Source organism: Haloplanus litoreus (assembly GCF_045690335.1).
In the GTDB taxonomy this organism is placed as follows: domain Archaea; phylum Halobacteriota; class Halobacteria; order Halobacteriales; family Haloferacaceae; genus Haloplanus; species Haloplanus litoreus.
In genome coordinates this window covers 2,261,239-2,283,835 of the sequence record NZ_CP147874.1, presented here as the reverse complement: position 1 = coordinate 2,283,835, position 22,597 = coordinate 2,261,239, and the positions used below count along the sequence as shown (strand labels likewise).

General features: G+C 67.9%; 27 protein-coding genes. 17 read left to right on the top strand and 10 right to left on the bottom strand.

The features are described from left to right. Position 1 precedes the first annotated feature (1 nt). From V8686_RS12250 to V8686_RS12235, 4 genes are all read right to left on the bottom strand, one after another. Positions 2-688, bottom strand: a complete 687-nt coding sequence (locus V8686_RS12250; RefSeq protein WP_379704531.1) for a YqjF family protein — start codon at positions 686-688, stop codon at positions 2-4. A gap of 45 nt (positions 689-733) precedes the next feature. Next, complete coding sequence (locus V8686_RS12245; protein WP_379704529.1) at positions 734-1,315, bottom strand: DUF7524 family protein; 582 nt, start codon at positions 1,313-1,315, stop codon at positions 734-736. Between the two features lie 137 nt (positions 1,316-1,452). Next, positions 1,453-1,638 carry a methytransferase partner Trm112 gene (locus tag V8686_RS12240; RefSeq protein WP_251343626.1) on the bottom strand — a complete coding sequence of 62 codons (186 nt, stop codon included), beginning with the start codon at positions 1,636-1,638 and terminating at the stop codon, positions 1,453-1,455. 52 nt (positions 1,639-1,690) lie between these two features. Next, positions 1,691-1,954 carry a DUF2249 domain-containing protein gene (locus V8686_RS12235; protein ID WP_379704527.1) on the bottom strand — a complete coding sequence of 88 codons (264 nt, stop codon included), beginning with the start codon at positions 1,952-1,954 and terminating at the stop codon, positions 1,691-1,693. Positions 1,955-2,058: 104 nt separating this feature from the next. On the opposite strand from V8686_RS12235, the gene V8686_RS12230 reads away from it, so the two are divergent. Genes V8686_RS12230 through V8686_RS12210 form a run of 5 tightly spaced genes read left to right on the top strand, consistent with a single transcriptional unit; the run spans position 2,059 to position 4,849 of the window. After that, a complete protein-coding gene (locus V8686_RS12230; RefSeq protein ID WP_379704525.1) occupies positions 2,059-2,475 on the top strand; it encodes an SRPBCC family protein in 417 nt (138 codons plus the stop codon). A 55-nt stretch (positions 2,476-2,530) separates the two neighbouring features. Next, positions 2,531-2,821, top strand: coding sequence for a CGCGG family putative rSAM-modified RiPP protein (locus V8686_RS12225; protein WP_379704523.1), 291 nt, complete (start codon positions 2,531-2,533; stop codon positions 2,819-2,821). Between the two features lies 1 nt (position 2,822). Further along, a complete protein-coding gene (locus tag V8686_RS12220) occupies positions 2,823-3,926 on the top strand; it encodes a TIGR04053 family radical SAM/SPASM domain-containing protein (protein WP_379704521.1) in 1,104 nt (367 codons plus the stop codon). Positions 3,927-3,929: 3 nt separating this feature from the next. Further along, positions 3,930-4,274, top strand: a complete 345-nt coding sequence (locus tag V8686_RS12215) for a hypothetical protein (protein WP_379704519.1) — start codon at positions 3,930-3,932, stop codon at positions 4,272-4,274. A gap of 29 nt (positions 4,275-4,303) precedes the next feature. Then, on the top strand, positions 4,304-4,849 hold the full coding sequence (locus V8686_RS12210; RefSeq protein WP_379704517.1) for a hypothetical protein: 546 nt from the start codon (positions 4,304-4,306) through the stop codon (positions 4,847-4,849). 2 nt (positions 4,850-4,851) lie between these two features. Here the strand turns inward: V8686_RS12210 and V8686_RS12205 are convergent, their stop codons facing one another. Then, a complete protein-coding gene (locus V8686_RS12205) occupies positions 4,852-6,168 on the bottom strand; it encodes a hypothetical protein (protein ID WP_379704515.1) in 1,317 nt (438 codons plus the stop codon). Positions 6,169-6,339: 171 nt separating this feature from the next. Here V8686_RS12205 and V8686_RS12200 point away from each other — a divergent pair, with 171 nt between their 5' ends. Continuing rightward, the gene (locus V8686_RS12200) at positions 6,340-6,582 is read left to right on the top strand and encodes a DUF7120 family protein (protein ID WP_379704513.1); all 243 of its coding nucleotides are present in this window, start codon (positions 6,340-6,342) and stop codon (positions 6,580-6,582) included. A gap of 51 nt (positions 6,583-6,633) precedes the next feature. On the opposite strand, the gene argH is transcribed toward V8686_RS12200, so the two are convergent. Together argH and V8686_RS12190 are read right to left on the bottom strand one after the other, a co-directional pair. After that, the gene (gene argH / locus V8686_RS12195) at positions 6,634-7,890 is read right to left on the bottom strand and encodes an argininosuccinate lyase (protein ID WP_379704511.1); all 1,257 of its coding nucleotides are present in this window, start codon (positions 7,888-7,890) and stop codon (positions 6,634-6,636) included. A 62-nt stretch (positions 7,891-7,952) separates the two neighbouring features. Beyond that, positions 7,953-8,888, bottom strand: coding sequence for a beta-keto acid cleavage family enzyme (locus V8686_RS12190; protein WP_379704509.1), 936 nt, complete (start codon positions 8,886-8,888; stop codon positions 7,953-7,955). A 92-nt stretch (positions 8,889-8,980) separates the two neighbouring features. On the opposite strand from V8686_RS12190, the gene V8686_RS12185 reads away from it, so the two are divergent. Genes V8686_RS12185 through V8686_RS12175 form a run of 3 tightly spaced genes read left to right on the top strand, consistent with a single transcriptional unit; the run spans position 8,981 to position 13,067 of the window. Next, positions 8,981-9,754: an SDR family NAD(P)-dependent oxidoreductase gene (locus tag V8686_RS12185; protein WP_379704507.1), complete on the top strand. Its 774-nt coding sequence runs from the start codon at positions 8,981-8,983 to the stop codon at positions 9,752-9,754. A 53-nt stretch (positions 9,755-9,807) separates the two neighbouring features. Continuing rightward, a complete protein-coding gene (locus V8686_RS12180; RefSeq protein WP_379704505.1) occupies positions 9,808-11,814 on the top strand; it encodes an AMP-binding protein in 2,007 nt (668 codons plus the stop codon). A gap of 38 nt (positions 11,815-11,852) precedes the next feature. Then, positions 11,853-13,067, top strand: a complete 1,215-nt coding sequence (locus V8686_RS12175) for an iron-containing alcohol dehydrogenase family protein (RefSeq protein WP_379704503.1) — start codon at positions 11,853-11,855, stop codon at positions 13,065-13,067. A gap of 28 nt (positions 13,068-13,095) precedes the next feature. Here the strand turns inward: V8686_RS12175 and V8686_RS12170 are convergent, their stop codons facing one another. Beyond that, entirely contained in the window at positions 13,096-13,719 is a 624-nt protein-coding gene (locus tag V8686_RS12170) for a ferredoxin--NADP reductase (protein WP_379704501.1), read from the bottom strand. A 131-nt stretch (positions 13,720-13,850) separates the two neighbouring features. On the opposite strand from V8686_RS12170, the gene V8686_RS12165 reads away from it, so the two are divergent. The 3 genes from V8686_RS12165 (at position 13,851) to V8686_RS12155 (ending at position 16,636) form a co-directional block, all read left to right on the top strand. Beyond that, positions 13,851-14,522 carry a TIGR00266 family protein gene (locus V8686_RS12165; protein WP_379706560.1) on the top strand — a complete coding sequence of 224 codons (672 nt, stop codon included), beginning with the start codon at positions 13,851-13,853 and terminating at the stop codon, positions 14,520-14,522. Between the two features lie 119 nt (positions 14,523-14,641). Beyond that, the gene (locus tag V8686_RS12160) at positions 14,642-15,874 is read left to right on the top strand and encodes an iron-containing alcohol dehydrogenase (RefSeq protein ID WP_379704499.1); all 1,233 of its coding nucleotides are present in this window, start codon (positions 14,642-14,644) and stop codon (positions 15,872-15,874) included. Positions 15,875-15,895: 21 nt separating this feature from the next. Then, positions 15,896-16,636 carry a hypothetical protein gene (locus tag V8686_RS12155; RefSeq protein ID WP_379704497.1) on the top strand — a complete coding sequence of 247 codons (741 nt, stop codon included), beginning with the start codon at positions 15,896-15,898 and terminating at the stop codon, positions 16,634-16,636. An 83-nt stretch (positions 16,637-16,719) separates the two neighbouring features. Here V8686_RS12155 and V8686_RS12150 read toward each other — a convergent pair whose 3' ends face one another. Together V8686_RS12150 and V8686_RS12145 are read right to left on the bottom strand one after the other, a co-directional pair. Continuing rightward, on the bottom strand, positions 16,720-18,423 hold the full coding sequence (locus V8686_RS12150; RefSeq protein ID WP_379704496.1) for a long-chain fatty acid--CoA ligase: 1,704 nt from the start codon (positions 18,421-18,423) through the stop codon (positions 16,720-16,722). A gap of 100 nt (positions 18,424-18,523) precedes the next feature. Beyond that, complete coding sequence (locus V8686_RS12145; RefSeq protein ID WP_379704494.1) at positions 18,524-19,090, bottom strand: Mov34/MPN/PAD-1 family protein; 567 nt, start codon at positions 19,088-19,090, stop codon at positions 18,524-18,526. 89 nt (positions 19,091-19,179) lie between these two features. Between V8686_RS12145 and V8686_RS12140 the strand changes: the two genes are divergently transcribed. The 5 genes from V8686_RS12140 (at position 19,180) to V8686_RS12120 (ending at position 22,531) form a co-directional block, all read left to right on the top strand. Next, positions 19,180-19,389 (top strand): YgaP-like transmembrane domain, encoded by a 210-nt coding sequence (locus V8686_RS12140; protein ID WP_379704492.1) that lies wholly within the window; start codon positions 19,180-19,182, stop codon positions 19,387-19,389. A gap of 71 nt (positions 19,390-19,460) precedes the next feature. Next, on the top strand, positions 19,461-20,243 hold the full coding sequence (locus V8686_RS12135) for an enoyl-CoA hydratase/isomerase family protein (RefSeq protein ID WP_379704490.1): 783 nt from the start codon (positions 19,461-19,463) through the stop codon (positions 20,241-20,243). 48 nt (positions 20,244-20,291) lie between these two features. Further along, positions 20,292-21,263 (top strand): C-terminal binding protein, encoded by a 972-nt coding sequence (locus V8686_RS12130; RefSeq protein ID WP_379704488.1) that lies wholly within the window; start codon positions 20,292-20,294, stop codon positions 21,261-21,263. Positions 21,264-21,348: 85 nt separating this feature from the next. Then, positions 21,349-21,771, top strand: a complete 423-nt coding sequence (locus V8686_RS12125; RefSeq protein WP_379704486.1) for an OsmC family protein — start codon at positions 21,349-21,351, stop codon at positions 21,769-21,771. 67 nt (positions 21,772-21,838) lie between these two features. After that, positions 21,839-22,531, top strand: coding sequence for a TVP38/TMEM64 family protein (locus V8686_RS12120; RefSeq protein ID WP_379704484.1), 693 nt, complete (start codon positions 21,839-21,841; stop codon positions 22,529-22,531). The last annotated feature ends 66 nt before the right edge of the window (positions 22,532-22,597 follow it).

Genomic DNA, 22,597 nt, shown 5'->3' with positions numbered 1-22,597 from the left:
GTCACCAGGACTTGCTCCGTGAGGCCGTCACGTCGACGCCCGGGCTGTAGTACCGGATCGGCGTCGACGACGGGTGCGCGAAGCCGTCGGCTTCGAACAGCGTGTTCCGTTCGACGGCCGCCGTCGCGGGAGAGAGCGTCCACGGTTCGTGCTCCACGTCGGCGTAGCGGAGGGTGCCGTCGGGCGACTGCGTGTAGAACCGGTAGCGTTCGACGAGAAATCTGGCCAGCGGATCCTCGGGCGCCCGGAAGTGATCGTCGGTGGGACGATAGGTCGCCTCGTAGGCCGCGGGGCGGGCACCTGGGTGGCGTCGGTGGCTGGTGAACGCCACCTCGCCGTCGGCCACGTCGAGCGAGATGTGAGCGTAGTAGTACGGCAAGTGCTGGAAGAGGCGCGCCCCGACGACGCCGAGGAGTCCCTCGGCGTCGAGATTGAAGAAGTAGACGCCGGGCTGTCCGTCGCAGGTGACGTACGTTCGGAGGTTGAGTTCCGGCAGCGCCATGCCGAACCGGGCCGGCACTCCGCGGGGACGCACGGCGACGTTGGTAAACGGTACCACGGAGAGCCACGCGTCGCCGTCGAACTCGTCGACTGCCAACGGGTCGGGGAGGTGTGCGTCGACGACGGCCGGGTCGACCGGGTAGTTCTCGAACAACAGGTGTCGCCAGCCCATCTCCAACGGGACCATGCCCACCATCGGGGGCCCAGCCTCAAAACGCCGCCGGCCGGCGGTTCACTGGAACAGGACGACGATGGCGACGAGGACGGCGCCGCCGACGACGCCGGCGCCGACGAGTACCAACGGACTGCGGACGGCGTTCGCGACGGCGGCGGCGACGCCGACGGCGACGAGTCCCAACAACAGAACGGGAATCACTCGACGGCCGGGGAGTCCCCGGGAGAGTCGCTGGCTCAGCGGGACCGACTCCGTCTCCCGGTCCGACTCCGGCGGCCGCGAGAGCGTCTCGTCGACGTCGACCGCTCCCCCGTCGTCGGCGGGTTCGACGGTCACTTCGACGGAACTGGTCTCCGAGCCGTAGCCGGTGGCGATCTCGAGCGTGCCCGTGACTGGCGAGTCGACGTCGCTGACGCCGACGGGGACCGATCGGGTGGTATCGCGCTCGACGAAAAGATTACCGTCGGCGTCGATGCGTGCGACCGCCGACAGCGCGTCGTCGGCGCGGACGTGGACGTGGACGGCTTCGCCGTGGTTGCGGAGTTCGACCGAGAACGGTTCGGCCGTCGCGAACTCAGCAGGCGCTTCGACGTCGTGAAGCTTCCCACGGTTCAACTCGACGAGCAACACCGGTGTCACAGGACGGAGGTCACACCCAGGGACGAAAAAACTTCAGGCCGTTCGATGACAGTGGGACGGTAGCCGTCGTAGGTCAGTACCGGTACTTCGCCGTGGTGGTCGGCCGAACCACCGATATCCAGTTACGACGATCCGTCTCAGTCGTCGCGCATATCCGGCGGCAGCAGGTTCGGGATGCCGTCTTCGATCGGGTACACCTCGCCCGTGACGGTCCCGATCAGGCGGCCCTCGATGATCTCCTCGCCGTCTCGCTCGTCCACTTCGAGTTCGAGGTCGCTCTTGTCGAGTGGGTCACAGAGGATCTCCATCAGGGATTCCTTCATTACCGGGCAGGTAGCGGTCGGTCGGTAAAAATCCACGGGTACGGGGTGGCCGTCACTCGCTCCAGATGGCCGTCACCACGCGGTCCTCACGCTCGACGGTGTCGTAGGCGAACCCGCGGTCGTCCAGGCGGGGGAACAGGTGTTGGGGCACCCGGTCGTTCACCTGTACGACCACGCCGTCGTCTCCGAGTTCGGCCAGTGTCTCCAGCGTCCGCTTCAGCGGCTCCGGGGGCGGCAGGTCGCGCACGTCGAGCAACTCGTGTCGGTCCGTCGGTGGGGCACTCGTCTCGGCCAGTAGCGATTCGACGCCTGACATACGCTTCAATTGGGGGACCTCCAGGGAGGCGTTTGTCCCGAACGGGTTCGCCACGGGGCTCACCGTGTCCGGGGTTCTTGAGGCTCACGCGAGTGAACGTTCCCATGGAAACAGTTACCGTCTCGCGGACGATTTCGGCACCCGAGTCGACACTCAGCGACGCGATTACGGACGTCGAACCGTTCATGCGTGCGGCCGGCTTCGACGAGGTGGTCGTCGAGGGCGACGAGATTCGAATCACCAACCGGGTAGGCATCGCCGAGATTCAGTTGACGCTCGGAATCATCGACCTGCCGGACGCCGTCCTCGCCTACGAACAGTGCGACGGCCTCTTCGAGTCCATGCGCACGGTCTACCGCCTCGAAGACGCGGGCGAGGTGGGCGTCCGCGTCGAGGCGGAGACGAACTTCGCCCTCGACGTGGCGCTCGTCGGCGAGTTACTCGACGCCACGGTGGTCAGCCGACAGCGACGGCGCGAACTCGACGCGCAGTTCGACTATCTCGACTCCCTCGCTGCGTGACGAGCCGAACGTGTTCGGGCCATCGCTTTGGGTGACGCACCGACAACCCGCAGGTATGGAGACCACAGGTGACGATCCGACCGCGGAACCGGTCCACGAGACGTCGTGGTCGGCGAATCTCGAAGGTCCCGAACACGCCGCCGACCGTGATCTCATGGTCGAGGAGTCACTCGACGCGGTAGCCGCCACCGCACCGGGCACTCACGTCAACCTCGTGACCCACGGCGACCACGGTCACCCTTCGACGTATCTCCACGTCGAACTCCGGGCGGCGTTCGACGACGTGACCGTCGAGTACGTCGACCGGTGTGGCTGTGGCGGGCACGTCACCCGCGTCCACCGCTAAGATGCACCCGAGCGCCATCGACACCGACCGACGGCCGTTCGTCCTCGTGTGGGAACTCACGCGGGCGTGCGAGCTCACGTGCAAGCACTGCCGGGCGGACGCCCAACCGGAGCGCCACCCCGACGAACTCACGACGGCGGAGGGGAAGGCGCTCCTCGACGAGGCCCGCCGCTTCGGCGAGAACCAACTGGTCGTCCTCTCGGGGGGCGACCCGCTCGCCCGCGACGACACCGTCGAACTCGTGGAGTACGGCGCCGAGCAGGGCCTCCTGATGACGCTCACCCCCAGCGGGACGGCGTCGCTGACCCCCGAGCGCGTCGACGCCCTCGCCGAGGCGGGCGCCCGGCGCCTCGCCGTGAGCGTCGACGGCGGGTCGCGGGCCGCCCACGACGAGTTCCGCGGCGAGCCCGGGAGCTTCGACGCCACCGTCCGGGCGGCCGAGGCGGCCCGCGAGGCCGGCCTGCCGCTCCAGATCAACACGACCGTCTGTGCCGAGACGGTCGGGGAACTCCCGGCGATCCGCGACCTGGTGGCGGACCTGGACGCCGTGCTGTGGTCCGTGTTCTTCCTCGTCCCCATCGGTCGCGGCGCCGTCCTCGACGCCATCGACCCCGCGCGCGCCGAACGGGTGATGGAGTGGCTGGTCGACGTGGAGGCGACCGCGGACTTCGGAATCAAGACCACCGAGGCGCCCCACTACCGTCGGGTCGCCCTCCAGCGACGGGACGGGGAAGCGGGCGACGGCGACGCGGTCGACGCCATCGGCCGCCGGGTCGGTATCACGGCCGGCGACGGCTTCGCGTTCGTCAGCCACGTCGGCGATGTGTTCCCGTCGGGCTTTCTCCCTGTGTCGGCCGGCAACGTTCGCGAGACGGGGCTCGTGGACTGCTACCGGACCGCCGACCTGTTCACCGACCTCCGGGACCCCGACGCCCTCCGCGGGAAGTGCGGCGCCTGCGAGTTCCGAGGTGTCTGTGGCGGGAGTCGGTCACGGGCGTACGCCGAGACGGGCGATCCGCTGGCGAGCGATCCGCTGTGTGCCTACGTTCCGGACGGCTACGACGGACCGCTTCCCGAGAGTCACGAACCGCGTCAGGGTGTCTGATCCGTGTCGACGCAACCAATCCTCGACGCCCACGCGACTGCGGACCAACGCCCGGAGACGGTGACCGACGGCGACTCGGCGGGCGACGCGCGACCGGACGCCGAGCGCCTGGACCGGCGCCTCCGTGACCGCGGCGTCGCCGTCGCACGCCGGGAACTCGCGACGGCGTTTGCGAACCTCGACGCCCTCTCGCCGGCCGAGCGACGGGTCGTCGCGCGGATGGCCGAACGCATCGTGGCCGGCGTCCTCGTTCCCGCCCGCCAGGCGACCGACGACTCGTCGTCGACCGCTCCCGCGGCGGTCGGTCGCCTGTTCCTCCCGGACGAAGACGTTCGTGATCAGGGGTAGGTGCCGCGCCGCCGTACACTAGCGTAGCCATGACCATCGTGCCCCGTCCCTGGTTGAGCGGCGACGACGACTTCGACGACGACGACTCGTTCGAGTCGGCGCACCTGCCTAGTCCGGGACCGTTCCTCGACGGCCACGCGGTGCTGACCGGCCCCGACCACGCCGCCTTCCACCGCCTGACTCGTACGCGCTTCGAAGCCCGCTCCGTCTACGACGTCACCTTCGGCTACAACCTCGCGCGCCTGAACCTCGACGCCCGGCATCCGGACGCGGGCTACCGCTACGCCGTCGACGCCGACGACCCGTCGGTCCTGCGCGCTGAGTTCACCCCGACCACCGAGTTCTGCCCGCAGAGCGACACGCTGGCGACGGCGTCGTTCCGGGCCTGGAACGCTGACGATGTCGGGCCACCTCACGAGTTCTCCCTCGTGCGCGTCCGTGTCGCCCCGATGCATGAGGCGAGCGACCGGATCAACGGTCGGCTCGCCGATCTGGAGGCGTCGTTTCAGGAGGCCGGCCCCGTCGCGGAGACGGACCGTGGCGGAGCGGCGGGCGGTCCCACGACCCCGTTGTGACGTCAGTCTCGGGCCGGATCACGGGCATCGCGGCGGAGCGAGTCGGGCGCGTGTCGCCACAGGACGAGCAGCAGGTTCGCGGCGAAGACGGAGAGCCCTCCGAAGAGGGCCAGTCCGCCGCCGAGGGTCAGCAGGGGGTGCGCGAACGCGTCGCCGGCGACGAGGAGTGCGCCGCCGCCGGCGACGAGGACGAGGTCGGTAGTCGCGAGGCGGCCGTCGTAGAGGTCGTCGATCAGCGGGACGTCCTCGAAGCCGAGTCGGTCGCTGTAGCGGTGGATCCAGACGAGGAATGGGACGACGTGATACAGCGTCCCGAGGAGGACGAAGAGGAGGAGGAGGGCGAGCAGGTGGGCCGTGCCGGGAGCGCCGAACCGGCCCGTCGCGGCCAGCGGGTCACGGAGCCACGCGGGAGCGGCGAGCAGCGCCCACGCGAGCGCGGCCGGCGCGAGCAGGGCGTACCGGACCAGCATCGGCGACCGGTCCGTGCGCGCGTCGAGGAGGAGCCGGCCGAGGACGACGACGAAGGCGAGGAACCCGGCGAGCAGGAGGACGGCGCCGAGGCGCGCCAGCGGCGCCGACGCGACGAGGCGGCCGACCGCGAGGACGACGACGCCGGCCGGATAGACGACCGTCTCGAACCGCTGCAGGGCGTGGTCGACCCCCCGTAACCCCGTCTGGCCGAACATCGGCACGAGCTGGTAGAGGGCGCCGAAGACGGTAGTCAGGACGGCACCGAAGACGGCCAGCGTGGCGTGGGCCGCGACGACGCCGCCGCGGGAGACGCCCGTGCCGACGAAGACGGGCGTGACGAAGTCGGTCGCCAGTGTGAGCCCGAGGGGCGTCAGCGTCAGGAAGAAGCCGAGCGCCGCGGCGAAGTGACGTTCGGTCACGTCGAGTGGTCGCGTTCTCGCGAGCGTCCGGCCGACGTTGTACGCGAACGTCCAGAAACCCACGAGCAGGAGTGCGCCGAACGGCGGAAGCATCGCCACACGGCCGCTCAGGAATGCGGCGACGAGGCCGAGGAGGCCCCCGACGACGAGCCACAACTGCGCTTGAGCCAGTCGTCGGGAGTGCAGCGTCGTCCCGGACCACACGGGGACGAACTGTGTCATCGCGCCGGCGATGGTGAGACAGACGAAGCCGACCAACAGCAGGTGGAGGTGAGCGAGACGCGCGAGCCCCGGCGCGACGCCGAGGGCGTCGGTGACGCCCAGCACTGCACCGGTAAGCAGGAAGACCAACGCGACGACGAAGTGCCACAGCGGGACCGAGAGCGGGGGTTGGCGATCCGTGTCGAGATCACCGGGCACGGTTGACATACGCGGCCCTACGCCCCGACGGCCCCTCGACCTGGGTGCGAACATGTTCGAGCGCAGGGACGGAGACGGGTGCAGTCGGCCGGCGTGCGGCGATCAGGGGCGGACAGCGACGTGATCGTGGACGTTGCCGAAACCGGGTTTTTAACACGGATGAACACCTGAGTGGGCGGTATGCCTTCCGCGGAAATTTCGTTGCCGGACGACGTGGACATCGAGATCAGACAACTCGTCGACGAGGGGGAGTTCATCAACCGGGATCAGGCGGTCGAGGAACTGCTCTCGCTGGGCGTGTCGGCGTACACCACCGACGAGTCGCCGAATCAGACGACCGACGAGGACCTGTTCACGCAGGTGGTCGACGATCAGCAGGACCCCGCCATCCGCAACGAGTCGGACGACGAACACACGCTGTAAGGCGCGAGGTGACCGTCGGGTTCGGGACGGACGCGGCCGCCGTTTTGGACGTCACTCCGCAGTCAACAGCCGTGCCGACATCTCGTCGAAGCTTTCGCGCTCGGCGGCCCAGAACTCCGGCAGGTCGCCGATGGGTTGCCGCACCGGGTCGGCGACGTCGTCGTGAACCTCGTACTCCTCGCTGGATTTGACCTCGTGGTAGGCGTCGCGGAACGGCATCCCCTCCTTGACCTTCCGGTTCGCGGTGTAGGCGGCGAAGATGCCCTCGTCGACGGTGAAGTCGTCCGAGAGTTCCAGCGCCTCGATCAGGGCTGTGAGGATGTCGACCGTCGCCCGCACCGTGTCGATGCCCTCGATCAGGTGTTTTTTCGTCTGCTGGCTGTCCCGGTTGTAGCCGCTCGGCAGTTTGCCGATGATCCGTCGAATCGTCTCTTTCCCCGCCGACACCTCCTCGGCTTTCGCCCGTGCGAGTTCCAGGATGTCCGGGTTACGCTTCTGGGGCATGATGCTGCTACCGGTGCAGTACTCGTCGGGCAACTGGAAGAACTGCTGATCTTCGGAGAAGTTGATGAGGTCCTCGGCCATCTTCTGGATATCGAGCATCACCAGGTCGAGCGTCTGGAGGAGTTGCAACTCCTGTTTCCCGCGGTTCGAGCAGTAGATGGGGTTGTACTGTTTCGTCGCGAAGCCCAGCAGTTCGGTCGTCAGGTCGCGGTCGATGTCGAGGCTGGTGCCGTAGGAGGCGGCGGCGCCGAGGGGGTTCGAGTCGATGATGCGGTAGGTCGCACGGAGGGACCTCAGGTCGTCGACGAGGGCGTCGGCGTAGCTCGACGCCCACAGCCCGGTCGAGGAGGGCATCGCCTGCTGCTGATGGGTGTACCCCGGGATCAGCATGTTCTTCTCCGCTGCGAACTCGTCGAGGGCGGCGATCAGGCCGAGGATGCGGTCGGCGATGTCGATGGTCGCGTCCTTCATGAACAGACGGGTGTCGACGAAGATCTGATCGTTGCGCGACCGGGCCAGGTGCATCTTCTTCCCCGCCTCGGTCCGCCGGGTGACTCGTTCCTCGACGAAGGTGTGGACGTCCTCACCCTCGACTTCCTCGGCCTCGCGGTAGAGATCGGTGAGCGCCGCCCGAAGCTCCGACAGCTCCGTGTCGCTGACGAACCCCTGTCGGTTCAGCATCGTCACGTGCGCGAGGTTCGTCAGAACGTCGTACGGGAGAAACCGGTTCTCGTACTCTTTCGGCTCCATCGTGTACTGGAGCGTCGCCTCGCTCGCCGAATGGTCGGTGTTCTCCCAGAGCATAGCTCCGCCTACCCGAGGGACCGTACTAAGGGTTTTCTTACGGCGTCGGGGACCGTCGTCGGTTAGAAGTTCGTCGCCGACGCCCCTTTCAGGCCGAGGATCTCGCGGGTCTCGGACGGCGTCGCGATTTCGCGGCCCGCCACCTCGCGGGTGAGTCGGACCATCTTCTCGACCAACTCGGCGTTGCTCTCGGCGAGGCGGCCGCGTTCGAGATAGAGGTTGTCCTCTAGGCCGACGCGGGCGTGTCCGCCCATCGAGACGGCCTGCGTGCCGAGGGGGAACTCGTTGCGCCCCGCGCCGATGACGGAGAAGGTGAACTCGTCGCCGAACAGGTCGTCAGCCACGTCGACGAGGTGGGTCAGGTTCTTGGCGCTCGCACCGATACCGCCGTGGATACCCATGACGAACTGGATGTGCAGGGGCGTTCGCAGGAGGCCGCGATCCACCATGTGTTTCGCGTTGTAGAGGTGGCCCACGTCGTACACTTCGAGTTCGGGTTTGGTTCCGTGGTCGTCGAAGACGGGGAGGATGGTCTCCAGGTCTTCGAAGGTGTTCTGGAAGATCAGGTCGCGGGTTCCGTCGAGATACTCCGGCTCCCAGTCGAACTCGAACTCGTCGTACTTCTCGACCAACTGGTAGAGCCCGAAGTTGATCGACCCCATGTTGCAGGAGGCCATCTCGGGTTCGAGTTCGGGCACGACCCGGATGCGTTCCTCGGGTGGCATGGTCGGTGCCCCGCCGGTCGTCGGCTGGACGACCGCGTCACAGCCGTCCGCGATCGTCTCGGCCACCTCGCGGAACAGGTCGAGGTCGGTGATCGGCTCCCCGGTCTCCTCGTCGCGGACGTGGACGTGGACGATGCTCGCCCCCGCCTCCGCGGCCGCGATGGCCTCCGAAGCGATTTCCTCGGCCGTGATCGGCAGGTGCGGAGACATGGTCGGCGTGTGAATCGCACCGGTCACCGCACAGGAGATGATGGTCTTGTCGAACTCGCGCATGTGAGCGAGGGACGACCGGGACCGGCATAGTAGTGCGGGTCGCGGCGGCCGCGAGGACAACGGCTAAGTCGCCGACCGCCGACCGATCGTCCGTGACCTACGAACACACACCCGTGACGGTCGAGGGGAAACGCGCAGTCGTAATCGGCGGGACGAGCGGAATCGGTCGCGGCCTGGCCCGCGGCTTCGCGGCCGACGGCGCCGACGTCGTGGCGACGAGCCGAACCGAAGCGCACGTCGCGGAGACGGCGGCCGAACTCCGTGATCTCGGCGCCGAGACGGTCGAGGTGACCTGCGACGTGACCGACCGGGACAGCATCGCCACGATGCGCGATACCGTCGTCGACGAACTCGGCGGCGTGGACGTACTCGTCACCTCGCAGAGCTACATCTCGCGGACCGCCCTGTCCGACGGCACCGAGGAGGACTGGCAGCGGGTGTTCGACGTGCAACTCGACGGCACCTACCGGGCCACACAGAGCTTCGCCGAGCGGATGGACGAGGGGTCGATCATCGCCATCTCCTCCATCTCGAATCAGTTGGCCATCCCGAATCTCGTACCCTACACCACGGCGAAGGGTGGTATCGACTCCTTCACACGGGTCGCAGCGAAGGAACTCGGCCCCGACGTCCGGGTCAACGCGATCAAACCCGGATTCGTCCGCTCGGAGCAGACGGCGGGCACCTACGACGAGGACACCGACCGGTACCGCGAAATCGAGCGTCGAACGATCCACGGACGGATGGCCGACCCGGAGGAAATCGTCGGCGCAGCCATCTACCTCGCCAGCGACGCGGCCAGTTACACCACGGGGAGCGTGCTGACCGTCGACGACGGCTTCACCGTCGACGCCTTCGGGGAGTGAATCTCCCGCCCCGACGCAAAAACCTATTACCCCTTCGTGGTAGACTTCGGAGCATGGCTCCGGAGCGCGAAAAACGGACGGACACGGTGGTTCATCACCCCTCTCGTGAGTTCGTCGAATCGACCAACGTCTGGGAGTTCATGCAGACGTACGACATCGACGACTACGACGAGTTGATCGAACGGACCACCTCGACGGTGCCGGGCGAACCGCGGTCCGGTGTCGACTGGTTCTGGGACGAACTCGTCGACTACCTCGACGTCGAGTTCGACGAGGGGTACGACGCGGTTCGAAACGACGCCGAGGGACCGCAGTTCACCGAGTGGTTCCCCGGCGCTCGACTCAACGCCGCCCACAACGTCCTCGACCGGCACGCCGCCCCCGACGCCGAGACCCGCAACAAGGTCGCCTGCATCTGGGAGGGCGAACCGGGTGACGTCCGGGAGGTCACGTACCACGAACTGCACCGCCAGGCCAACCGGGTGGCGAACTATCTGGAGTCCTGTGGCGTCGGAACGGGCGATACCGTCGGTCTCTACATGCCGATGGTCCCGGAAGTGATCTCCATCCTCTACGGCTGTTTCAAGGTGGGCGCCATCGCCGTCCCCATCTTCTCCGGGTTCGGCGTCGACGCGACGGCCACCCGCATCGGCGACGCCGAACCCAGCGTCCTGTTCACGGGCGACGGCTTCTACCGGCGGGGCAAGCACGTGACGCTGAAGGGGACGGCCGACGAGGCCATCGATCAGGCAGGGCACGTCGAACACACCGTCGTCTACGACCGCCTCGGTCTGGCGAGCGCCGAGGAGATTCCGTGGGACGACACCCGCGACGAACACTGGGAGTCGACCGTCGCCGAGGCGAGCGACGACTACGAGACGAAGTCACTGGACGCGAGCCACGAGTCCATGCTGCTCTACTCCTCGGGGACGACTGGCAAACCGAAAGGGATCGTCCACACCCACGCCGGCGCCCTCCTGCAGGCGGCCAAGGAGGTGTACTTCGGGATGGATCTTCGGCCCTCGGATCGCTTCTTCTGGGTCAGCGACATCGGTTGGATGATGGGACCGTGGATGCTGCTGGGCACTCACGCCCACGGCGGCACGATGTTCATGTACGAGGGCGCGCCAGACCACCCCGAACCGGATCGGTTCTGGCGGATGATCGACGACCACGGCATCACCCAGTTCGGCATCTCGCCCACGGCCATCCGGGCGCTCCGGAAGCGGGGCGACGAGTGGGTCGACGACTACGACCTCTCCAGTCTGCGGTTGCTCGGATCGACCGGTGAGCCGTGGGATCCCGAATCCTGGCTCTGGTTCTACGAGGAAATCGGCGGCGGCGACACCCCGATCATCAACATCTCCGGCGGGACGGAGATCATGGGCTGTTTCCTCATGCCCATGCCGATCAGTCCGCTCAAACCCTGCACTCTCGGCGGTCCGGGACTGGGAATGGACATCGATATCATCGACAGCAAGGGTAACTCCATCGCGGACTCCCACGAGCGCGGCTTCCTCGTCGCCCGTGACTCCTGTCCGAGCATGACGAAGTCGCTGTGGAGCGGCGACGAGCGCTACCTCAAGGAGTACTGGAGCAGTTGGCCGGACCTCTGGGACCACGGCGACTGGGCACAGAAAGACGAGGACGGCTTCTGGTTCCTCCACGGCCGGGCCGACGACGCCCTCAACGTCGCCGGTCGGAAAGTCGGCCCTGCCGAGGTGGAAGGCGCCGCGATGGAACACGAGGCGGTAAATCAGGCCGCCGCCATCGGTGCCGACGACGACACCACCGGCACTGCCGTCGTCCTCTACGTCGTCCTCGAAGCCGGGGCGGAAGAGAGCGACGACCTGCGCGAGGGGATTCGAGCCACGGTCGGCGAGGAACTCGGCAAGCCGTTTCGGCCCCGCGAGGTCCTCTTCGTCGACGCCTTCCCCAAGACCCAGAGCGGGAAGATCATCCGACGCGCCATCCAGTCCATCTACCGCGGCGAGGACCTCGGCGACATGAGTAGTATCGAGAACCCCGACGTCCTCGACGACATCGAGGCCGCGCGGTAACGACCACGGTTATCTCCGAGCCGACGCTGGTCGTGACGATGACCGAGAATCGACGACGGTTCGAGTTCGCGTACCGGCCCGGAGAGATACGGTGTCGGCCGGGCTGTGTGACCGACCTGAGCGGGATCTGTGCGCGTCACGGCTGGGAACGAGCGCTCGTCGTCTGTGGCACCACCGTCGGCGCGACGCCGGCGGTGATGGACCCGATCCGGAACGGGTTGGGCGACCGACTGGCCGGCGTCTTCGACGAGACGACCCCCGAAAAATACCTCGGGACGGCCGTCGAGGGCGTCGAGTGTGCTCACGCCGTCGACGCCGACGTGCTGATCGCCGTCGGCGGCGGGAGTTCGCTCGACGTCGCGAAGGTGATGGCGACACTGACGACCCACGACGCGCCCCCCGAGACGGTCGCCCGGCGGGCAGTCGAAACCGAGTCGCTCGAGGCCGAGTCGGGGACGCCGCTCCCGGTCGTCGCCGTGCCGACGACGCTCGCCGGCGCCGATCTGTCGACCGTCGCGGGCGTGACGTTCGCGCTCGATCCCGCCGCGGAGCGTCCGACGAGCGGCGGCGTCGGCGACGAACGCCTCATGCCCGCGGCGCTGTGTTACGACGCCGACCTCTACCGGACGACGCCCGAGTCCGTCCTGACCGCGTCGGCCATGAACGGCTTCGACAAGGGGATCGAAGCGCTCTACACCAGCAACTCGACCCCCGTCACCGACGGCACCGCGGCCCGCGGCCTGCGACTCCTGCGCTCCGGTCTGCCGACGCTCCGCGAGGACTCGATGGACGCCGACCGACTCGACGAGGTGCTGGCCGGCATCGTCTGTGTCCAGTACGGCGTCTCGACACCCGGCGCGTACAAACTCTCGATCATCCACGCCTTCGGTCACGGCTTCTCCCGCAACTACGAGGTCCACCAGGGCGTCGTCCACGGTATCGTCGCGCCGCACGTCCTCCGGTACCTCTTCGACGAAGTCGACGGCCGCCGTGACGCGCTGGCGGAGGCGCTGGGCGTCGACACGCGGGGCCTGGACGACGAGGCGGTCGCCGACGCCGTCGTCGACGCGGTGGCCGACGTGCGCGACGACCTCGGCCTGCCCGACCGCCTGCGGACCATCGACGGCCTCTTTCGGGCCGACCTCGACGACGTGGCGGCCCGCGTCGTCGACGACGCACTGATGGGGACGGTGCCAGCCGGGCTGGACCCGACGGTCGCGGACGTGCGGACGGTGCTAGACGCGGCGTGGTAGCGGCCGGGGTCGCTCCCCCGTGCGGCGGCTACCGTGATCCGAAGCTCTCGGCGCGAACGTCGACGACGCCGACGGCCTCCGCCACCGTCTTGGCGTCCCTGACGAACGATTCGAAGCCGAAGACGTACACCGTCGCGTCCTCGGCCGCGGCGAGCGTCTCGGTCGCCTCGTCGAGCGACTCGACCAGGAGCACCGTCGCCCCGTCGGCTTCGAGGGCGTCGAGGCGGTCACGGTGTGGCGGGTCCTGTCCCCAGAAGACGACCGTCGCGTCGTGGCCGCTCTCCCGGGCGCGTTCGGCGATCCCGACCGCCGGGCCGATGCCCGGCCCCTCGGCGAGGACGACGGCCGCCCCCTCGCCGGTGTACCGTACGTCACCGAAGGGACCCTCGATTTCGACCGTGTCGCCCGACTCCCGGTCGGCGAGCCACGGCGCGAGCGTCCCTTCGGGGACGTACTCGACGGTCACTTCCATCGTCCCGTCGGTATCCGGCGAGGAAATCGTGTAATATCCGGTCTCTTCGACGCCGTCGACGGTGGCTCGGACCAACAGGAACTGTCCGGGTTCGGCGTCGAACCCGTCCGGCGTCCGCAGTTCCAGCGCGGCCGTCCGGTCGCCGACCGGCTCGACGGCTTCGATGGTGACCTGAGGCATACACGTGGAACAGCCGCCGGCGAGGTTAAACCTTGGCCGATCGGATCGACGCCGGCGCCGCGATGCCGGCGCCGAGACGCTGGATAAGAGTTATATCCATCTTCGACGCGTGTGAGAGTGAGGTGCCCTCCATGAACGCCGATTTCACGCACCGACCGTCGTACACACACCTGACCGTCACGCTCGCCGACGGCGAGTCCATCGTCGCCGAACCCGGGGCGATGGTCGGACACTCGGCCACCGTCTCCGTCGACACCTCGACGAGCCGGGACGGACTGCTCAGTTCCGCCAAGTCGGTGCTCGGCGGCGAGTCGCTGTTCGTCAACGAGTTCACCGCCGAGGGCGGCACGGGAACGGTGACGTTCGCGCCGTCGGCGCCGGGCGACGTGATGCAACACGAACTCGACGACGAGACGCTGTACACGACCGACGGCGCCTTTCTCGCAGCCACTCCGGCCGTGGACGTCGACAGCGAACTCGGTGGCCTGAAGTCGATGCTGGGCGAGGCCAGCCTGACGCCCCTCGCGCTGAAGGGGACGGGAACCGTCTTCGTCGACGCCTACGGCGGCCTCGAACGTCTCGATCTGGCGGCCGGGGAGTCGTACACGCTCGACAACCAACACCTGGTCGCCTGGGACGACACGATCGAGTTCGAGATGCGGAGCGTCGGTGGGTTGAAATCGTCGCTGCTGGGGGGCGAAGGTCTGGTCTTCGAGTTCACCGGCCCCGGAACCGCCTGGTACCAGACGCGGGACCTCGACGCCTTCGTCTCCACCATTCAGCCGCGACTCACTACCAACTGAGACCCTCGGCGGTAACCGGTTCGAGCTATCGACTCACAGCCGGCAGTACGAGCCGTCCCCTTCGCCGACCGTCCCCGACCCCGAGGTATAAGACCGACAGGAACGATCATCGGGGTGTCATGCACGACACCGTACTCGCGAGCGAGACGCGGACCGTCGTCTCGCCCGGCCGGATCGAACTCGGTGCCGGAGCGATCGAAACGCTCGGCACCCACGCAACTCGGTACGGGGACACGGCACTCGTCGTCGCCACCGAACAGATCTTCGAGTTCCACGGCGACGCCGTCGTCCGGGAGCTGGAGGCGGCGGGCGTCGAACCGGTTGTCTACACGGACGTCCGGCCCGATCCGACCGTCGAGAACATCGAGAACGCTCACGCACTCTACGAGCGAGAAGGGTGTGAGATGATCGTCACCCTCGGCGGCGGGTCGTCCATCGACACGGGCAAGGGGGCGGGTATCCTCGCAACCAACGAGGGAGCGATCCGTGACTTCGGCGTCGACCGGGCCGGCTACGAGGGCGTCCCCAACCCCACGCCGCCGATCATCGCCGTCAACACTACCGCGGGGACGGGCAGCGAGGCGACCCGCTCCGTCGTCGTCAGCGACGAGTCCACGTCGACGAAATTCCTCATCGTCTCCGCGAACGTCGTCCCCGACGTGGCCATCGAAGACCCAGTCCTCACGCAGTCGCTCCCGAAGAGCCACACGGCTTTCACCGGCATCGACGCGCTGACCCACGCCATCGAGGCCTACGTCTCGGTGAAGTCTTACAGCGTCCCCGACGGCTACGCGGAGGAGGCCATGGAGCGCATCGCTCGTTCCCTCCCGGTCGCGTGGGCCAACGGCGACAACCTCGACGCCCGCGCCGACGTGATGGTCGGGCAACTGCAGGCCGGTCAGGCGTTCACGAACGCCTCCGTCGCCCTGGTACATGGACTCGCCCGACCGCTCGGCGCTCAACTGCACATCCCCCACGGCCTCGCGAACGGCCTCATCCTCCCCTACGTCGTCGACTTCTCCGCGATGGCGGCGCCCGAGAAGTACGCCGAAATCGCGCGCATCCTCGGGGTCGCAGACGAGCACACGCCGACTCGCGAGGCGGCCGACGCCGCCGCCGACGGGGTGCTCCGTCTCTGTGCCGACATGGACCTCACCGGCTACCTCGACGACTTCGGCGAGGTGCCCTCCCGCGAGGACTATCTGGCCGTCGTCGACGAGATGACACAGGACGCCATCGACTCCGGATCGCCCGACAACAACCCGCGGAAGCCGACTCGTGACGAAATCGCCGACCTCTACGTCACCATCTACGACGACGCGCTCGCCCCCGACAGTCCCCGTCGCTCCTGATCGCGTTTCCCCGCCCTCACCATGGTCCCCTCCTCCACCCCTTCACCCTTCGGCATCGTCGTCCTCGCTATTGGCCTGTTCGTCTCGCTCGTCAGTCTGCGACACGTGTGGCGGTCGAGCGCACTCCTGCGCGCCACCGCGGTGTCCCGGATCGACGGGTCCCCCGACGGCTCGCTCGTTCGCCTCTCGGGCACCGTCGAGGCCGGGGCGGACACGCTCGACGCGCCGTTCAGCGGCGTCGACTGCGTCGCCCTCCGCTCGACCGTCGAGGAGCGCCGATTCGGCGCCTTCCTCCTACCGACCTACGTGACGATCGACGATCCAGCCCGAAGCGTCGCCTTCGCGGTGCGGACGCCCCACGCGGCGATTCCGGTGGCCGCCCCGCTCCGAACGGTCGTCCTCGACTCGGCCGTCGTCGCGACGGTCGGCCCGACCGAGTCGCCGCCGGACCGGATCGCCCAGTACGAGCGCGAGACCGACGGACTCCCCCACGAGACGGTCTTCCGGTCGCCCCCCGCAGTCGTCGCGCCGCTCGCTCGTGCCCTCTCGCTCGGTGCGCGTCGCTACAGCGAGCAGCGAGCGTCACCGGGCGACGAGGTGACCGTGGTCGGTAGCGTCGTCGACGACGGCGTCGACCCCCTCGTCGTCGCCGACGGGACGCCGACGCGGGCGCTCGTCCGGTCGTCGAAGACGTCGCTCGCGGGCCTGTCGATCGGTGGATTCGCACTGGTGGTGGGTGTCTGGTTGGTGCTCGTCGGCTGACCCATACGGAGTGTTGTACCCGTGCCTCGTCGGTCGCCGCCCCCGTGTCGGCGACGGCCGAAACTACCTGACGGCGGTCCGTATCAGTCGCCCCCGTCCCCGTCCCAGTCCCAGTCCCAGTCTCCGTCTCCCGGCGGTTCGACCGCCACCGCCCCGTCGATCGGGTCGTCACGACGGTCCCGTAGGTCGGTCTTCGCGAACTTGCCGGTCGCCGTCTTGGGGATGGCTTCGACGAACTCGAAGCGGTCCGGAACCCACCAGTCGGGGTAGTCCTCGCGGAGACGGGCCGAGACGGTTTCCACCAGCGCGTCGCGGTCGGCGTCGTCGTCGACGAGGTACGCGACGGGGCGCTCCCCCCACCGTTCGTGGGGGACGCCAACCACGGCCGCCTCGCGCACCGCCTCGTGGCTCATGATGGCGTTCTCCAGCGCCTGCGAGGAAATCCACTCTCCTCCGGATCTGATCACGTCGGCGGCGCGGTCGACGAGTTCGATGTAGCCGTCCGAATCGACGGTCACCACGTCGCCGGTCCGGAGCCACGAGTCCTCGACGGCGTCGTCGCCGACGGACCCCTCGGCTCCATCCCCCCGGCGCGTCTCCGACGGACCGTCGACGTACCCGTCCGCGACCCACGGTCCACGAACCCGGAGTTCGCCCATCGACTCGCCGTCGTGGGGCACCCGCTCGCCCGCGTCGTCGACCACTTCGAACTCCAGACCGGGGAGGATCAGCCCCTGTTTCGTCCGCTTGGCCAACTGCGTCTCGTAGTCCGCGTCGCGCAGGTCGGGTTTGAGGTGGGAGACGGCGCCGACGGGCGCCGTCTCGGTCATTCCCCACCCGTGGACCACCTCGACGCCCCGGTCGTCGAACGCGCGGATCAGGCGTTCGGGCGGGGCCGCGCCGCCGATGACGATGCGGGACAGCGTCGAGAGGTCGGCATCGTGGTCGTCGAGGTAGTCGAGGACGCCCAGCCAGACCGTCGGGACACCCGCGGTGAGCGTGACGCCCTCGCGTTCGATCAACTCGACGAGGTCGGCGGGATCGGGCGACGGACCAGGGTAGACATGTTTCGCCCCCGCCGCGGTCGCCGCGTAGGGGAGGCCCCAGGCGTTGATGTGGAACATCGGAACGACCGGCATCACCACGTCCGCGTCCGCGATGTCCAGGCCCATCGGTGTCGTGATCGCCATGGTGTGACTCCAGAGCATCCGGTGGGTGTACTCGACCCCTTTCGGATCGCCGGTCGTGCCGGAGGAGTAACACAGTCCGGCGGGGTCGTCCTCGTTGACGGTCGGCGGATCGTAGTCGGCGTCGTGACCCGCGACGAACGTCTCGAAGCTCGTGACCGAGTCGACGGGGAGGTCGGGCGCCGACGATCCGATCACGACCACCTGCTCGACGGACTCGAAGGCATCGGGGTCGTAAGCCGCGGCCAGCGTGTCGGCCAGCGATGGATCGACGAACACGAGTCGGTCGTCCGCGCCGTCGACGATGCGCCGCACGTCGTCCGCGGGGAGGAGCGGGTTGATCGTGTGGAGTTGCGCCCCCAGGTCCGGCACCGCGAAGTATGCCTCGAAGTGCCGGTCGTGGTTCCAACACAGCGTCGCGACTCGGTCGCCACGTTCGACACCCGCCGCGCGCAGGGCATTCGCCAGCCGACCCACGCGGTCGGCGTACTCCGCGTAGGTGTACCGTGTCATCCCGTCGGCCGTCCGAGCGACGACCTCCCGGTCCGGATACAGCTGTGTCGCCCGTGTCAGAAACGGGCGGAGCGTCTGGCCAGTCATACGGAAGCGTCCAGCACGGCAGGAATAAAGCCTGTCGACCCGTATTAGCCGACCGGTTCGGCGAGCGGACGCTCGAACGCGCCCGTCGACGGCCGACCGGTCACCGGAGCCACGAGAACAGTCCGCCCCGGTCGTCGTCGTCGTCCTCCCGGTCCTCCGGCGCGACGACGCCGCTGTGTCGCCCGTCCGCCAGCAGTTCGGCGTCGATGTCCGACTGTGTGAAGTCGAAGAACTGGTCCTCGGGCAGGTCCACGTCGACGACGTCGAGCGTCGTCCGTTCGCCCTGGTTGTCGAAGGCACGCCAGTCGTCCCGACCGTAGGGCGCGCCGACGATCATGTGGACTTTCCCCTGGCCGAACGTCGAGAGGTCGGCGTCACTCGGTCGGAGGACGCCGTTCGGGTGAGAGTGGACGGAGCCGACCGAGGACACGTCGTTCGGCTTCATGCTCGTTTTGACCGTCGCACTCACCGGGTTGGAGGTCGTTCCGGGGATGACGAGAACGTTCGTGATCACCTGTCCCGAGCGGTCGAGACCGAGTTTGCGGGCGTCGTCGGCGCGGAGAAAGCCCATGTACTCGTTCGGGTGGGTCTCCTCGCTGGCCTCGAGGACGAACTCCAGCGTCTCCCGCGCGATGCCCAGGAGTTCGCTCGACCGGAACAGTCGCATACTCCAACTGGGTGCCGTTTCCTTCTAAGGATTCCGGGTGATCGCCCCGTGGGCGGAACGTACATGCCGCTCGATCCCGACCGTGAGATATGGTCGAGAAGAACGTCGGCGGCCGTGACCGCCTCGTGCGGACGCTGCTCGCCGCCCTCCTGACCGTCGTCTCGATTCGTGCCTTCGAACGGGGGAAACGAGCGATCGGCCTCCTCGCCGCAGCGGGTGCCCTCGGCTTCGGACTCAACGCCGTGACCTGTTTCTGTGGCGTGAACGAGGCGCTCGGTATCGACACGAGCCGAGACTGATCCGAGCCGGGCGGATCGGATGCCGTCGCACCTGGCCGTAACTTTACGACTCGGCGTGTGCGTCCTCCCCTATGGCATACGAAGCGTACGAGAGCATCTCCGTCGACGTCTCGGACGGCGTCGCGACGGTCACCCTCCACCGACCCGAGAAGTACAACGCGCTGAGCACCGCCGTGTATCTGGATCTGGCCCGGGCGTTCGCGGAGATCGGACTCGACCGCGACGTGGACGTGACGGTTATCACCGGGGAGGGGACGGACGCCTTCTGTGCCGGGGCGGACATCGACCAGTACGCCGGGGATGCCGAGGCCCACGACCCCCGGCAGAAGGACCGCCAGCGGATCCTCTACGAGGACGTCTACCGACGGCTCTACGACCTGCACTGCCCGACCGTCGCCAAGATCAACGGGTACTGCGTCGGCGGTGGTCTCATCCTCGCGGCGTTCTGTGATCTGCGGGTCGCCGTCGACGACGCCGAGTTCGGCGTCCCGACGACGGACATCGGACAGATTCCGAGCGGCGGATCGACCTACCGAGTCGCGCAGTTGATCGGCGAGGCCAAGCTGAAGGAACTGGTCTACACCGCCGGGATGGTCGACGCCGACGAGGCCCACGACGCCGGCTTTCTCAACCACGTCGTCCCGCGGTCTGCGCTCGACGACTGCGTGGACGAACTCGTCGACGCCATCCGGAACACCGGGCGGCAGGCGGTAAAGAACTCGAAACGCGCGATCAACTCCGCTGTGAACGCGCCGGACCTCGACACCGCTCGCGAGTACGAGGCCGAGGTCTGGTGGGAGCAGTTCGCGACCGAGGAGCGCGCTCGCCTCGTCGACGCGTTCGTCGAGGACTGAGGGGCATCGTCGAGACGTTTATGTGGTCCCCGTGTGCTTCGCCGAACGATGACCCATCGGATCGTCGTCACCGACCACGACTTCCCCGACCTGTCGATAGAATCCACCGCCCTCGACGGCGCCGACGTCGAACTCCGTAGCGAGTACGCCCGGACGCCGGACGAGGTGATCGACGTCGCCGAGGACGCCGACGCCATGCTGGTCCAGTACGCGGAGATCACTCGCGAGGTGTTCGACGCCCTCCCCGACCTGCAGGCGGTCGGGCGCTACGGCATCGGCGTCGATTCCATCGACCTCGATGCCGCGTCCGACCACGGGGTCCATGTAGTGAACGTTCCCGACTACTGCGTCGAGGAGGTTCCGACTCACGCGCTTGCGCTCCTGCTCTCGTGCATCCGCAAGATTCCGAGCTACGACCGGACCATCAAGGGCGGTGAGTGGGACTGGACCGGCGGCAAGCCGATCCACCGGTTCACCGGGTCGACGCTGGGGCTCGTCGGATTCGGGAAACTCCCGCGACGCCTGTTGGAACTCGTCGACGGCTTCGACCTCGACGTCCTCGTCTACGATCCCTACGTCGACGCGGCCGACATCGAGGCGACGGGTGCCGAGAAAGTCACGCTGGAGGACCTGCTCGCCCGCTCGAAGTACGTGTCGGTCCACGCACCGCTCACGGAGGAGACCCACCACCTCTTCGACGAGTCCGCGTTCGAGACGATGCGGGAGGACGCCATCCTCGTCAACACGGCACGGGGACCGCTGGTCGACGTCGACGCCCTCGAGGATGCTCTCGAAGCGGGGGAAATCGCCGGCGCGGGACTCGACGTCCTCCCGGAGGAACCTCCGGACACCACCCCACCGTTCGACCACGAGGCTATCGTCTACACGCCACACGTGGCCTGGTACTCCACGGAGTCGATGGAGACGATGCGGCGAACGGTGACCGAAGACCTTCTGGGAATCCTGCAGGGTGACGACCCCCAGAACCCGGTGAACGATCCGGAGAGCGGGACGGCGTAGCTGTCCACCCCCGTCGGAGGCCGCGGGAGTCCTCCGGCCGGGGACTGACCACCCAAATTATGTACTTCTGGTAAGATGTTCGTGTATGTCGCGGGATTCCATGACGACCATCGAAATCACCGGCCACAGTCGGGGACCGAAGAGCACGCACATCGAGACGGCGGACGCGGAGTTCGTCGTCGGCAAGGAGGCCAGCCCACTCGAGTACTTGCTCGGGTCGCTGGCGGCGTGTATGAACGTCATCGGCCACCTCGTCGCCAAGGATCACGGCATCGTGATCCGCGACATCGACGTGCACGTCTCGGGCGACATCGATACGGCGAAGTACAAGGGAGAGGCGACGGAGCCACGCTCGGGATTCCAGACCATCCGGGTCGACGTCACCGTCGACGCCGACGCGGACGACGAGGCCCTGGCGGCCTGGCTGGCCGACGTCGAGGAGCGCTGTCCCGTCGCCGAGAACCTCGACACCGGGACGGACCTCGAAACGAGCGTGGGACGGGCCTGACGCCCCCGATCCGTGACCGGGACGTCACGCCCGGCCACGCCGCTCGACCGGGGGAGGACGTCCGGTCGTGACCGTGCGGCTGTTCGCGTCGACACGGGCGCGGAATCGGGTCCTCGTCCACCTCGTCGTGGGGGGACTGCTGTTTCTTGGGCTGACCACCGTCCTGCACGAGCAGTTGTCGTTCGTGACCGACGCGGCGGCGGCGCGGGCCTACGTCCGTGGATTCGGCGCGTGGGCGCCGCTCGCGTTGGTTCTCCTCCAGACGCTTCAGGTCGTGCTGGCACCCGTTCCGGGACAGGTACTCGCCGCCGTCGCCGGCTACCTCTTCGGGCCGTGGTGGGGCACGCTGTACAACATGATCGGTATCGGTCTCGGGAGCGCACTCGCCTTCTGGCTGTCGCGTCGCTTCGGGCGCGCTTACGTCGAGCGGATGGTGTACGCGGACGTTCTGGAGCGTTTCGACGCCTTCGTCGAACGGCGCGGCCTCCTCGCGCTCTTCGTCCTCTTTCTGATCCCCGGCCTCCCCGACGACGCGCTCTGTTTCGTCGGCGGGCTGACGCCCATTCCTCTGCGGAAACTCGTCCTGGTCGCCGTCGTCGGGCGGGCGCCAGCCTTCTTCGTCGTCAACGTGTTCGGCTCCCTCCTGGCGGACGGCAACCTCCGCGGGGCCGGCGTGTTGTTCGTGGTCGTCACGGCGCTATCGCTCGCCGGCTACCTGTATCGAGAGCGACTCGTCGACCTTCTGGACCGAGAGCGGTGACCCCCGCGACAGACACGAAGGCACTTGGTAGGAGCGTCTCCTCGGTAGTCGACAGGCACACATGAC

Bases quoted from the DNA above. Each gene is read 5' to 3' on its own strand.
- V8686_RS12145 (WP_379704494.1), bottom strand. From the start codon at position 19,090: ATGCGACTGTTCCGGTCGAGCGAACTCCTGGGCATCGCGCGGGAGACG.
- V8686_RS12150 (WP_379704496.1), bottom strand. From the start codon at position 18,423: ATGACTGGCCAGACGCTCCGCCCGTTTCTGACACGGGCGACACAGCTG.
- V8686_RS12240 (WP_251343626.1), bottom strand. From the start codon at position 1,638: ATGAAGGAATCCCTGATGGAGATCCTCTGTGACCCACTCGACAAGAGC.
- V8686_RS12130 (WP_379704488.1), top strand. From the start codon at position 20,292: ATGACCCATCGGATCGTCGTCACCGACCACGACTTCCCCGACCTGTCG.
- V8686_RS12155 (WP_379704497.1), top strand. From the start codon at position 15,896: ATGGTCCCCTCCTCCACCCCTTCACCCTTCGGCATCGTCGTCCTCGCT.
- V8686_RS12135 (WP_379704490.1), top strand. From the start codon at position 19,461: ATGGCATACGAAGCGTACGAGAGCATCTCCGTCGACGTCTCGGACGGC.
- V8686_RS12200 (WP_379704513.1), top strand. From the start codon at position 6,340: ATGCCTTCCGCGGAAATTTCGTTGCCGGACGACGTGGACATCGAGATC.
- V8686_RS12225 (WP_379704523.1), top strand. From the start codon at position 2,531: ATGGAGACCACAGGTGACGATCCGACCGCGGAACCGGTCCACGAGACG.
- V8686_RS12205 (WP_379704515.1), bottom strand. From the start codon at position 6,168: ATGTCAACCGTGCCCGGTGATCTCGACACGGATCGCCAACCCCCGCTC.
- V8686_RS12230 (WP_379704525.1), top strand. From the start codon at position 2,059: ATGGAAACAGTTACCGTCTCGCGGACGATTTCGGCACCCGAGTCGACA.
- V8686_RS12160 (WP_379704499.1), top strand. From the start codon at position 14,642: ATGCACGACACCGTACTCGCGAGCGAGACGCGGACCGTCGTCTCGCCC.
- V8686_RS12125 (WP_379704486.1), top strand. From the start codon at position 21,349: ATGTCGCGGGATTCCATGACGACCATCGAAATCACCGGCCACAGTCGG.
- argH (WP_379704511.1), bottom strand. From the start codon at position 7,890: ATGCTCTGGGAGAACACCGACCATTCGGCGAGCGAGGCGACGCTCCAG.
- V8686_RS12140 (WP_379704492.1), top strand. From the start codon at position 19,180: ATGGTCGAGAAGAACGTCGGCGGCCGTGACCGCCTCGTGCGGACGCTG.
- V8686_RS12165 (WP_379706560.1), top strand. From the start codon at position 13,851: ATGAACGCCGATTTCACGCACCGACCGTCGTACACACACCTGACCGTC.
- V8686_RS12250 (WP_379704531.1), bottom strand. From the start codon at position 688: ATGGTCCCGTTGGAGATGGGCTGGCGACACCTGTTGTTCGAGAACTAC.
- V8686_RS12190 (WP_379704509.1), bottom strand. From the start codon at position 8,888: ATGCGCGAGTTCGACAAGACCATCATCTCCTGTGCGGTGACCGGTGCG.
- V8686_RS12210 (WP_379704517.1), top strand. From the start codon at position 4,304: ATGACCATCGTGCCCCGTCCCTGGTTGAGCGGCGACGACGACTTCGAC.
- V8686_RS12170 (WP_379704501.1), bottom strand. From the start codon at position 13,719: ATGCCTCAGGTCACCATCGAAGCCGTCGAGCCGGTCGGCGACCGGACG.
- V8686_RS12175 (WP_379704503.1), top strand. From the start codon at position 11,853: ATGACCGAGAATCGACGACGGTTCGAGTTCGCGTACCGGCCCGGAGAG.
- V8686_RS12235 (WP_379704527.1), bottom strand. From the start codon at position 1,954: ATGTCAGGCGTCGAATCGCTACTGGCCGAGACGAGTGCCCCACCGACG.
- V8686_RS12220 (WP_379704521.1), top strand. From the start codon at position 2,823: ATGCACCCGAGCGCCATCGACACCGACCGACGGCCGTTCGTCCTCGTG.
- V8686_RS12180 (WP_379704505.1), top strand. From the start codon at position 9,808: ATGGCTCCGGAGCGCGAAAAACGGACGGACACGGTGGTTCATCACCCC.